General features: G+C 39.9%; 10 protein-coding genes and 1 pseudogene. 3 read left to right on the top strand and 8 right to left on the bottom strand.

Annotated features, from left to right (window positions below; all coding sequences use genetic code 11):
* Positions 1-410 precede the first annotated feature (410 nt).
* Positions 411-1,709, top strand: coding sequence for a DNA (cytosine-5-)-methyltransferase (gene dcm, locus V7K32_RS25120; protein ID WP_334997053.1), 1,299 nt, complete (start codon positions 411-413; stop codon positions 1,707-1,709).
* Here the strand turns inward: dcm and mazE are convergent.
* From mazE to V7K32_RS25080, 8 genes and pseudogenes are all read right to left on the bottom strand, one after another.
* Positions 1,640-1,879: a type II toxin-antitoxin system MazE family antitoxin gene (mazE, locus tag V7K32_RS25115; protein ID WP_334997057.1), complete on the bottom strand. Its 240-nt coding sequence runs from the start codon at positions 1,877-1,879 to the stop codon at positions 1,640-1,642. The two genes, dcm and mazE, sit on opposite strands and share 70 nt — an antisense overlap.
* A 49-nt stretch (positions 1,880-1,928) precedes the next feature.
* On the bottom strand, positions 1,929-2,723 hold the full coding sequence (locus V7K32_RS25110; RefSeq protein ID WP_334997055.1) for a Tab2/Atab2 family RNA-binding protein: 795 nt from the start codon (positions 2,721-2,723) through the stop codon (positions 1,929-1,931).
* Between the two features lie 56 nt (positions 2,724-2,779).
* Positions 2,780-3,049, bottom strand: a complete 270-nt coding sequence (locus V7K32_RS25105; RefSeq protein WP_334997051.1) for a YciI family protein — start codon at positions 3,047-3,049, stop codon at positions 2,780-2,782.
* A gap of 141 nt (positions 3,050-3,190) precedes the next feature.
* On the bottom strand, positions 3,191-3,616 hold the full coding sequence (locus tag V7K32_RS25100) for a hypothetical protein (RefSeq protein ID WP_334997049.1): 426 nt from the start codon (positions 3,614-3,616) through the stop codon (positions 3,191-3,193).
* A 230-nt stretch (positions 3,617-3,846) separates the two neighbouring features.
* Complete coding sequence (gene pheT / locus V7K32_RS25095) at positions 3,847-6,297, bottom strand: phenylalanine--tRNA ligase subunit beta (protein ID WP_334997047.1); 2,451 nt, start codon at positions 6,295-6,297, stop codon at positions 3,847-3,849.
* A gap of 215 nt (positions 6,298-6,512) precedes the next feature.
* A complete protein-coding gene (locus V7K32_RS25090; RefSeq protein WP_334997045.1) occupies positions 6,513-7,010 on the bottom strand; it encodes a hypothetical protein in 498 nt (165 codons plus the stop codon).
* Positions 7,011-7,765: 755 nt separating this feature from the next.
* Positions 7,766-7,876: pseudogene (locus tag V7K32_RS25085) on the bottom strand (type II toxin-antitoxin system VapB family antitoxin); the annotation flags it as partial.
* A gap of 146 nt (positions 7,877-8,022) precedes the next feature.
* On the bottom strand, positions 8,023-9,429 hold the full coding sequence (locus tag V7K32_RS25080) for a response regulator (RefSeq protein WP_334997043.1): 1,407 nt from the start codon (positions 9,427-9,429) through the stop codon (positions 8,023-8,025).
* 752 nt (positions 9,430-10,181) lie between these two features.
* Between V7K32_RS25080 and V7K32_RS25075 the strand changes: the two genes are divergently transcribed.
* The gene (locus tag V7K32_RS25075; protein WP_334885512.1) at positions 10,182-10,856 is read left to right on the top strand and encodes a vWA domain-containing protein; all 675 of its coding nucleotides are present in this window, start codon (positions 10,182-10,184) and stop codon (positions 10,854-10,856) included.
* Between the two features lie 50 nt (positions 10,857-10,906).
* Entirely contained in the window at positions 10,907-11,689 is a 783-nt protein-coding gene (locus V7K32_RS25070; protein WP_334997041.1) for a PP2C family serine/threonine-protein phosphatase, read from the top strand.
* The last annotated feature ends 26 nt before the right edge of the window (positions 11,690-11,715 follow it).

Here is an 11,715-nt window from a genome sequence, read left to right as displayed (position 1 = left end):
TAGCTCTTACCGCTCCTGCTATCAACGGTTAATTCTGAAGTTTAGCTAAATAATAAAGCGCTCTCCCAAAAGGGAGGGCGCTTTTTAGTGTCAACAATAATATTACTAAGTAGCTAGACAAGATAAAACCAAACTATGTAACGAAAAGTAAAATCTTTGTATTTGGCTCGTAGTTGCGCTTTAGCGCTAAAGCGCAACTACGAGCCAGTGATGATTATTTTCGCCCACTTACTTAATAATTAAATGGTGATGATAAGGGACTTCCAAATAAAAAAATACTCAACTACTTCTTCTGGAGTAATTTATTTGTTGGAAGTCCCTAAGGGAATACGTTTGGGTTAAGGATAATTCTAGGTTGGGTTGAACATTCGTGTTCCCCAACAAATGCCGGAAAAACTAACTTAGTATCTATGGATAAAATTCGGTTTGTAGATTTATTTTCAGGAATAGGGGGAATTAGATTAGCCTTTGAACAGGCGGCTGATTCTTTAAATATAGAAAGTGAATGCGTTTTAAGCAGCGAAATCAATACAGATGCTCAATTAGTTTATGAAAAAAACTTTGGTCAAAAAGCATTAGGTGACATTCGATTAATTGATCAACTACCAGAACATGAATTTTTATTAGCTGGATTTCCTTGTCAGTCTTTTTCTCATGCTGGTAAAAAAGAAGGCTTTGTTGATACACGAGGCACACTATTTTTTGAAATAACCAGATTACTTGATACCTATAAACCACAAGCTTTTATTTTTGAAAATGTCCGAGGGCTTTATAGTCACGATCAAGGACGAACTTTAGCAACAATTAAGCATGAAATTCAAAAAAGAGGATATAGTTTTCATGCTTTTTTACTGAACAGTGCAAACTTTAGCTTACCGCAAAATCGTGTCCGCGTTTATTTGGTAGGAATTTTAAATGCTTCTCCTACTTTTGAATTAATTTCTGATGTTGGGCCTAAAGACTCTCATTCATATAATCCTCAGCAGTTATCTTTGTTTTACCCACCAAAAAAATATGTGACTGTCGCCGATATTTTGGAAAGTAACCCAGATGAAAAGTATGATTGTTCACCAAAGTTTGTCAATGCTTTGAAACGAATATTTAATAATGATTTAAATCGCTTACATGGGATGAGGCTGATTGATTATCGGGGTGGAAACTCTATTCATTCCTGGGATTTAGGATTGCGTGGTGAGTGTAGTGCCGAGGAAATTCAACTAATGAACCGTTTCATATTAAAGAGACGGAATAAAGTATTTGGACAAGAACAAGATGGCAAGCTATTAACTAAAGAGCAAATAGCTAGCTTTTTTGAACATCCCAATTTAGGGGGAATTTTGAATTCACTAGTTACAAAAAAATATTTAAAGCTTATTAATCATAAATATAAACCTTTATCGGGTAACTTTTCATTTGAAGTTTATAAGTTTGTAGATCCAAATAATATTTCGGTAACGTTGGTTGCTAGTGATGCTAATAGATTGGGAGTTTATCATAATCAGAGAGTGCGGCGGCTAACTCCGCGAGAAGCTGCAAGGCTCCAAGGTTTTCCTGATAGCTTTATACTTCATCCAAATGATGATAAGGCTTACCATCAACTAGGAAATTCTGTGAGTATTAATGTAGTTAAAGCTGTGGCTCAGGAAGTGATAGCCCAAATATTCATGCCATCTCCAGCAAGGCTATCCCAAGCAGCAATTTCAGCTTGATATTCTGGATCTTCAGCATCCTGCTTGAGCGCTGTAATCATTTCTGCTGCTAAAATTTGGCGGCGGTGTTCTGCTAGCAGTGTATTGATGTATGCACTACGATTTCGCTGTGCATAACGATCTACAAATTGCAGAATGTCTTCTTCTAAGGTAATTGTGACTTTCATGATCTTTTTTAGCTATAGAAATTAAGCGGATAAATATTTTTGGCAATTAATATCAATCTTCTGCCCGCAACAACCAAAAGCCGCTATAAGTCATCCCGGAATCATCGGGTTGGACTAACAAAAAATGCAAGCCTCGGCAATGCTTTTTTCGTTGTTCAAATGCTTGGGCTGCTGTTGTAACTTCTGGATCTTCAAAAGTGGCAACAATCCATCTATCCACCAAGCCAGCTTCTAATATTAAGCCGTCTGGTGCGCCAGATATGTAATTCAAGGCTACGGGACGGGCTTGCTGCAACCACCGTGCTAGGCGCATCGATTGGCGTCCACCATAAATTATTACACCAGGGACGGGGACTGTTGATGCCAAACCCAAATTGATGGGTTTGCGATGTTCTGGGAGGTGCAAAATGGGAATGGGGCGATCGCTAAAACTCGTTTCTATATCACTAGCAGCTAAACTTGCAAAACGCCATTGTTCTCCCCAGAGGTTTTCTGGTAATGGTGCTGGGGGTGGTTTATCCAGGGTTGAGGGATATTGCTTTTCTTGTAACCACTGCTTTAACGCTAAGGTCTGGCGGGTAGGTTCGACATTAATACTTAAATTGCGTCCCGCCGCCTCAATTAAGCTTAGTGACTGAGGACGAAATACCTGAATCACATCTGGCAGTTTTTCACCTGCGGCTAGCTCAAGTTGAGCAGCAACCCAGTTAGAATTCGCTGCTGACTGGAGACAGCTACCTTCATACTCAAAGCTGCGAGTTGCGTCACAAATTAACAACTCCCATACAACTTGTCCAGATGCATCTTGTGAGGGACGACGATAAAAATCAACCTGCCAAATTTTCATAATTATGTGGGCATTGGACATGGGGGATGGGGCATTGGGCATGCCCCATACCTAATTTAAAAAGCTTGAATCCATTCTTTCATAGAATATTCAGTCCAGATGCCGTTTTTCCAGTAGGGGTCATTTTCAATCAACTGGCGCACGGTGGCTTCGTCTTCGGCTTCGTAAATCCCAAAAACTTTTGTGACATCTTTGGTGGGGCCGATGGTAATCAGTACACCCGATTCTTTTTGTTTTGCTAATCCGTCTAAATGAGCTTGACGGTGGGGGGCGCGTTTTTCGAGAACGTCTTCGCAGTAAGTCCCCCAAAGTACATATTTAGGCATAATTCCTTGTTACTCCTACTGGTTAATTGGTAGAGACGCCAAATCGTAGACACACCAAATGGTAGAGACGCGAAATTTCTTTTTCTCTACAGGTCTGCAATTTGTTGCCTCAACCAATTACGAAAATTAGCATGATAAATACTATAATTGATTTCTGCTGCTCTTGATTCTAAATGTAAAAATTGTTGCAGTATTGTCTGCATTTTGGAGGGAACAAATCTTAATTAACTGTTTACGAATACTGGCTAAAAACTTTTCGGGTTTGTTGCGTCCTTCTGCGAAAACATTAAAATAACAAGGGTATCTAGTAGCTAAAACGTATTTAGCTGCGATCGCACTTTTACCCATCCCTGCATCCCCAATCACAGTAAAATAACCCTTAGCTTGAGTTTTGAAAAAGTCTTGAATAGCATTGAAAACAAAATCACGACCGCAAAATAAGCGAGTTTTTTCAAACATTAAGGCTTTAAACTTTTTGGGCTTCGCCAAAATAGCAAATGTATACGCCAAAATAGCAAATGCGATCGCGGTAGCTATTTCTATGATGTCCGCATAATTAGTTATCATTCCTACAGTCACTGCACCCCTCCACTTGCTAAGGGGCTAGCCTGTATACACAAGTCTGGAATAGTTGACACACCTGGTTTTTCGCGTCATCGGTTTTACCCCACCCTAACCCTCCCCGATGCATTGGGGAGGGAACTGGATTTTCCGGTTTTCCCCAATGCATCGGGGGGATTAAGGGGGGTAATTACGGTAGATGCTTTGGGGAGGGGTGACGAAAAAACTCGTAACTTCTAACTTCTCAGGTTTACGCCGAATTTTTCCACCAAGGCTTCACGAACTTTATTGTGTACTGGTTCGACTTCTGCCTCAGTGAGGGTGCGATCGCTAGCCCGATAAACTAAACGGAATGCTAAACTTCTCTGGCCTTCGGGGACATTTTCGCCAAGATATTGATCAAATAATTCTACCGATTCGAGCAAATCTTTACTCGCTTTGGTAATTACTTTTTGAATTTCAGCAACTGAGATTTTCACAGGTGCGAAAAAGGCGATGTCGCGATCGCTGGCTGGATAGGTAGAATATGGACTGAATGTTGGGACGAGTATTTCATCTTGTCCTAGAGATTCTAAAAGCACATCTAGATCCAACTGGAAAACATAAACGGAATCTGGTAAACCTTTTTCTCGTCGCAATTGCGGATGGAGTTGTCCAAAAATACCCAGCCTGTTACCCCCAATCCACAGAGAAGCGGTGCGCCCTGGATGTAAGCGATCATCGCGGCGATCGGGTTGAAATTCTACCTCCAAGCCCAGTTGCCGAAATACACTTTCTAAAATGCCTTTGGCTTCAAACCAAGTAACGGGTTCTTCGCGTCCACTTTTTGACCATTTGCCAAGTGTGCGATCGCCTCCCATAATCCCCGCCAGCGCTTGTGTTTCTTGCAAACCGTCTTCTTCTTGCCAGAAAATTTGCCCGATTTCAAAACCGTTAAGGGCACCATTACCCTGCTCTAAATTGTATTGAAAGGCATCAATTAACCCAGAGATCAAATTGGTTCGCAGTGCTGAATATTCAACAAATAATGGGTTTGACAGAACTATATTTCTGTCTTCTCCTGGTTTCACTAAAGAATAGTGAATTAATTCTGTCAATCCTTCAGCCCGAAAGAAAGCTCGTAATTTGCGAATCAATTCCTCATCTAAAGGTAGATAACCAGCTTCGGCTTTTTCTGGTAAAGTATCACAGAATTTGTTGTAACCATAGAGACGGGCGATTTCTTCAATTAAATCAATTTCTCGCTCTAAGTCGCGGTAACGATAGGGTGGTACGGAAACTGACCATGTGGGTTGATGGTTGCTATCTTCACCTGAAGAAGTCAAATTACATCCCAATGCAGTCAGGATGCGCTCTACGTCTTGTCCTTGCAGTTCACCTGTGTCCTCTCCCAAATCGATTGGGCCGAGTATTTGATTAACTCGGTCTAAACGCAGGGCGATCGAACGACTCCAAGTAGAGCGATCGGGGCGAGTGTCGGCAATTTCCTGCTGAACAAGAATTCCACTAGCCAATTCGCTAATTAACGATAAGGCGCGGCGATTAGCTATTTCCAATTCAGCCCGGTTAACTCCCCGTTCATATCTTCCAGAAGCCTCACTTCTTAAACCTACACTCCGCGAAGAACGGCGAATTGCTACAGAATCAAATAAAGCTGCTTCTAAAACTAGCCTTTGAGTTCCTTGATGAACTTCTGTTTCTTCCCCACCCATGACTCCCGCCAGTGCAACGGGTTTGTCGTTGGCGGTAATTAATAAATTTTGGGTTGAGAGGGTGCGAGTTTGTCCATCCAGGGTTTTGAGGGATTCGCCATTATTGACAAAGCGGACGCCAATTGTTAAATTTTCGCCACTTGTAAGAGATTGTAGGCGATCGCCATCAAAGGCGTGCAGTGGTTGTCCCCATTCCAACAAAACGTAGTTAGTAATATCCACCACATTACTTATGGGACGTACCCCAGCCGCCCGCAAACGTTGTTGCAACCATTCGGGAGATGCAGCAATTTTAACCTGTTCAATTACCGTACCAATATATGCCGGACAAGCTTGGGTATCGGCAATTTTTAAAGTTAAATTTCCCCCACTTTTGGTAATAGAGACTTCACCCGGTTCAGGAATGCTCAACTTTCCACCAGTTAAAGCTGCTACTTCCCGCGCTACGCCTACCATACTCAAAGCATCAGCGCGATTAGCAGTTGCAGTCAAATCTAAAATTACATCATTTAGACCCAACAACGGCCGCACATCACTACCCAATGGTAAATTTTCTTGAGTAAAAATATGAATTCCCTCTACATCGGTGGGTAAACCGAGTTCTTTTAAAGAACAAATCATCCCCTGAGATGGAACACCACGCAGTTTTGCAGGTTTAATTTTTAAATCGATGTTGGGTAAGTAAGTACCCGTAGTTGCGACTGGCACATATATATCTGCCTTGACATTGGCAGCGCCACAAACAATATTTAAAGTCTCACCTGTACCGATGTCTACTTGGCAAACACTCAATTTATCCGCGTTGGGATGGGGTTGACGCTCAAGCACTTTCCCGATAACCACGCCATTTGCCCAAGTACGGCGGTCTTCAATTTCTTCTACCTCAAACCCAGCCATTGTAAGGGTTTCAGCTAATTCTTCTGGACTAAGTTTTATCTCTACTAGTTCGCGCAGCCAATTTAGAGAAATACGCATGGAGTGTGCTTTTTTTAGGAATCGTCTTTTGTTCTCATTTTAGGGTGCCTACTAGCGATCGATGGCTACTCATCCCGCAAGGCGTACCCTTTCACTTGAACAATCGTACTACGTTTGAGGTAGGGGCAATTCATGAATTGCCCCAGATCGCGTGTAGTTTTGCGTAAGTCCTAAATAAGTAAGTCGGCGTAAAAATAAGTAAATACTGAGTTCATCTAGTTTCTACTAACAACAATTGTAGCAATGTAGTCTTTGATATCGATCATCTTTTCGCTCTGTGGGTACGGGGAAACCTCTAGCAATCTCACCGAATAGTTATCTAAAAATTGAATTGGTAAAGAATCACGACCTGGGATAAGGGTTAGCATTAATGTTGAAACTTGCTTACCATTTTTTATAATGTCTAATCCAATAATAACTTGCCCTTGCCAAATACAAGTTACTTTAGTTGGACACCGAGAATCCTGGATAACTTTTGAAAGTTTTATTTCAATATTTTCAGTGGACAGATAAGCTGTCTTTCCATATTTAAGATAAAATGGAGTATCTAAACTAGTTCCCACTCTAGCCATCAATTTTTGATGATTACCTTGAGTAATTGATTGGACTTCTATGCTTGAAGGCTTGATATTTGATAATAGTCCATAGCTAGGAAGGCAATTTCCTCCACCAATAAATGTTAATATAACCGCTGCGCTCACTACACTTTTCATTTTTTATACTCCATAGTCAAGAATTTTTATTAGTTGAGCCAGAAAGCAGGCTTATAAATTGTTCTGTTTTCTGCTAGAGTGAACCTTTAAAACACAAAACCCAATTAGCTAATTTTTGTGCGACGCCGAATAACCCGTCGTAGACATCGCTTGCATAACCATTACGATTGAGAGCCGTTTGGCTTCTCACGCTTAGGCTAGAATCCCATAAAACCAGCAATCTAAATACACAAGCTTTGCTTTTATTTCAAGAACTTCAACAGCACTTTTAAAATAATTCGTTGCTTAATTTATCTTGAAGATTCACTCTAGTTTTACTTTTTAGCATTATTACTCCATAGTTAAGCAATTATTACATTATGTAAAAGGGACATTATTTTTTCTATATTCTCAACAAGCCCAGCTTTTTGCGATGAGCAATAACCACGATTTTACAAGACTTTGGGCGAATTATTATCTGTTAGGTTGTTAGGTGCGACGCCGAATAGCCCCTCGTAGACATCGCATGAGATTAAAATCTCTAAGTAAGTCGGCCCAAATAATCATCACTGGTTTGTAGTTGGGCTAAAGCGCAAGAGGGCGCAACTACGAGCCAAATACAGAGATTTTACTTTTCGTTACATAGTTTGCTTTTTTCTCGCCGACTTACTTAACTTGAGTGCAGGGTTAAGTAGCGTACAGCTAGTAATCCGCCAAGTCAACAATGCTTGGTTTGTAGTGAGCGCTTGGGCGCTCAAAAGTATCAACAATGACTTTCATCGACTCCGGCATTGTTGCTTGTAGTCATAATCATCGTCGTATTCAATTGTATCAAATAGCTCCAGAATTTTTAGTTGCTTTCGACGTTGTACATACTCTCGTAATGCCTCTTCTACAACGGCATCCTTAGTTGGATGACCACCAAGTTCGAGTAGCTCTCTTTAATTAAGGTTTCGTCAATTTCTAGATTAGTAGTCATGTATAGATTATCGCACAAAGTAATGTGCCGAAAAAACTCATTGGATTGATTAATTTAGGTCAAATGCATAAAAACTATTTTCAGTAATTCGGCGCGAGTAAACGGTTTAGTCAAATATCCAGATGCCCCAACTAGTTTGGCTTTTACTTTGTCTACAATCCCTTTATTCCCAGTGACAAAAATGATAGGAGTCTTCTGAAATATAGAATTATTTCGTATAATCCGGCACAATTCATAACCATCAATTCCTAACATGTTTAAATCCAACAAAATTAAATCAGGTTTGTGCCTTATAATTGATAAAGCGGCTTTTAGTGGATCGTTGATAGTCACTACAGAAAAACTTTCATTTTCTAAGAAACGGCTAATTTCTTTGAGAATTGTGGGGCTATCATCTACAGAAACAATTTTGTGGACTTTTTGTGCCGTTACAGTAGCAGCCGTTACTATTTGGGAAGCAAGATTTATGCTATTTGATATTGTTGGTTCCTGAAAGTTCTCTTTTAAATGAGGAGAAATCTGTGGTAATCGTTGAACAGGAGCTATATTCTCTTCAGAAATATCTAGGTAAGAGTTGACGGTGGTACTTAGTTTTTTGTTGGTGTCAACTAACTCTTTTATGAATTTTGACAAAAGCGTAGGCGTAGCCCGTCCTAGACATCGCTCCTCAAATACCTTTGGTAATTTATCATAAGGTGGATCGGCTTCATGCAAAATAATGGCACCATTAACTATGTAAGGGTATAAAATGTGAGCCAGTTGAATTTCATCTTGATTCAAAATAACCGCCAGATGACAGAGGCTGAAACCCTTCATCCAAGTAGTTAAAGCTGGCTGGAGTTTTGGTAAATCTTTTTCCTGAATTTTGCTGTTAATCAACAGATATGGACGTTGATATGGAGAATAAATTTGGGGAACAAAAGCTTGCCACTTTTGTAATTTTACTTGGCAACGTTCTAAAATTTTCTCTACATCTAGCCTGCAAATCATTGCCATTCTATTAAGTGGTTCTGTTAAATTATAAGTTCCTTCTTTGATAAGCAAAAATGATTCAATTACCTCTTGAACTAATTCTTGAATCAGCACTGCTGCTTGTGTAGAATGTAAATATTGTTGACTAACAAGCCAGGATATAGCCTGATACTCAGGAGGGTGGCTTCTGGAATTGCTGTCATCTTCGATTAACTGAAGGTGTGCATCAGGTTCAAACATTAGGCGTACTTGAACACGAACTTCACTGGTAAGCAGGGGAATTTGCTGGCTGAGGCGACGCAAATAACGTTCTAGTCGGTCAAAAGGTTCCACTGAATGGGTAGCGTAGGTTATTCTTCCCTGTTCTAGGTAAATCGACCAAGTAACTGAGTTACTCAATGCTTGCAAACAAGTACTGTCGGAGCAATTGGATAACTGTCTTAACAAACTTAGAGGGCGTAGTTTGGTGAATGCACCAGAATTATTCATATTTATCAAGTTTTTTGCGGAATCAACAACCGAACATTTGTAAATTGAAAATATCAGATGAAATATTTTCTTCTTTGTAATATTTCTCTCCGGACAAAATATTAATTTTAAGATATGTATATATAAAAAAATCAACTCTTAGAAAATTTTTGTTACATTTAGCACCTTCTACTTAATTCATCTATCTCAAAAAAAAAAGTAAGTGGGTAGGAATAAACGTAAACAACCATCATAGCTAGACTATCAGTAGATATTAGTTACTTCTAGATTTTACTTACTACCGACAACTATTGAGTAAACACCTTAATAATGATGTTTATTTATGCCCACTCACTTAAAGGGGTAAGTTTTACTCAAAGTTCTCGCAGTTACACTGCTATAGTTATAGAGCTAATGAGCTTAATTATGGTTAATTAATTTTATGTAAAATAAGAATTATTCTACATAAAATCTTTAAAAAGTTATCTAGGAAAGTTTACGTATTTATTGTACTGTAGGGTTAATGGATATAATTTTTGGGTAGATACCTTACAACAGTGAATGCTGCGTTTTGATAAACTCTTTTTTGCTAAACCAAGCTGTCCTCAAGTTCTTCTTAAATATGTCGAGAACTTCATGAAAAAAAATTGTTTAATAAAAATTAGAGCATCTACCACTAGCTACTATATTCTGTAAGTCGCCGAGGCGACTGGAATTATATACACTGAGAAAAAGGAAATAATGCTTTGAACTTTAACATAACACAAAAAGTTATGGATGATACATTAAGACTTGATGAAGTAGTAGAATTTGCTGAGAACCCAGAACCACGTTGTCCTTGTGTACTGTTACTAGACACATCTGGCTCGATGCAAGGAGACCCGATTGAGGCTTTAAATCAGGGTTTACTAAGTTTAAAGGATGAATTAGTCAAAAATTCTTTAGCGGCAAGACGGGTGGAAGTGGCGATCGTCACATTTGATAGTAATATCAATGTAGTACAAGACTTTGTGACTGCCGATCAATTCAATCCGCCAATTTTGACAGCTCAGGGATTAACTACGATGGGTGCAGGAATTCATAAAGCTTTAGACATAATTCAAGAGCGGAAATCTCAGTATCGTGCCAATGGGATTGCTTACTATCGTCCTTGGGTATTTATGATTACCGATGGAGAACCACAAGGCGAGTTAGAGCATGTGGTAGAGCAAGCATCCCAGCGCCTACAGGGAGATGAAGCAAATAAACGCGTGGCATTTTTTACAGTAGGTGTAGAAAATGCGAATATGACTCGTTTAAATCAAATAGCTGTGCGTACACCCTTAAAGCTTAAAGGATTAAATTTTATCGAGATGTTTGTCTGGCTGTCAACTAGTATGTCGGCTGTTTCCCATTCACAGGTGGACGAACAGGTAGCACTACCGCCGATTGGTTGGGGGACTGTTTAATTTAAAATTGCAGCTTGATGTTTACACAGCTAGCTGCTGGAAAAAAATCTATGAACATATCAAAACAGATTGCTCAATGGCGGATTGTGGCTGCGTCTGTATGTGGTACAAGTCACTTAAAAAACAATCAGTTATGTCAGGATGCTCATCACTGGCAGGTATTATCAGATAACATTTTAGTGGCGGCGGCAGCAGATGGCGCGGGTTCTGCTAGCCTTGGGAAAGTGGGAGCGATGATTGCTGTGGAGACAGCAATAGAAAACATTTCCACTCTTAAACTCACCCGGAAAATTTTGACTGATGATGCTTATGTGCGATCGCTCTTAAATGATGCCATACTAGCCGCCAAAAAAGCTGTAGAGGATGAGGCAGCTACTTGTGACAAACAACCTCAAGATTTAGCAACTACCTTAATTGTGATGGTTGCTACACCAGAAGTTGTAGCTGTAATGCAAATAGGTGATGGTTTGGCAGTGGCAAAAGATAGCATGGGCAATCTGTTGGCACTTACCATACCTGATAGCGGCGAATACATCAACGAAACAACTTTTTTAACTTCACCTACTGCCTTAGATACAGCGCAGATGAGAGTCTGGCGCACAGACATAGTAAATGTTGGCATCATCACCGACGGACTACAAATGCTGGCTTTGAATATGGTTGTAGGCGAACCTCACAAACCCTTCTTTTTTCCCCTGTTTGAATTTGTAGCTAATGCCGAGGATAAGACAGAAGCGAAGGAGCAGTTGGTAAAGTTTTTACGCTCAGAGCGGATTACGCAACGCACTGATGATGATTTGACACTCATTATAGCTGCATTCAACAACTCATAAGCAAAAAATTTACAGGTTTCACATTT

Source organism: Nostoc sp. (genome assembly GCF_036917635.1).
Lineage (GTDB): Bacteria > Cyanobacteriota > Cyanobacteriia > Cyanobacteriales > Nostocaceae > Nostoc.
Note: the sequence above shows the minus strand (reverse complement) of the source record. Positions and strands in the feature narration are given on the sequence as shown.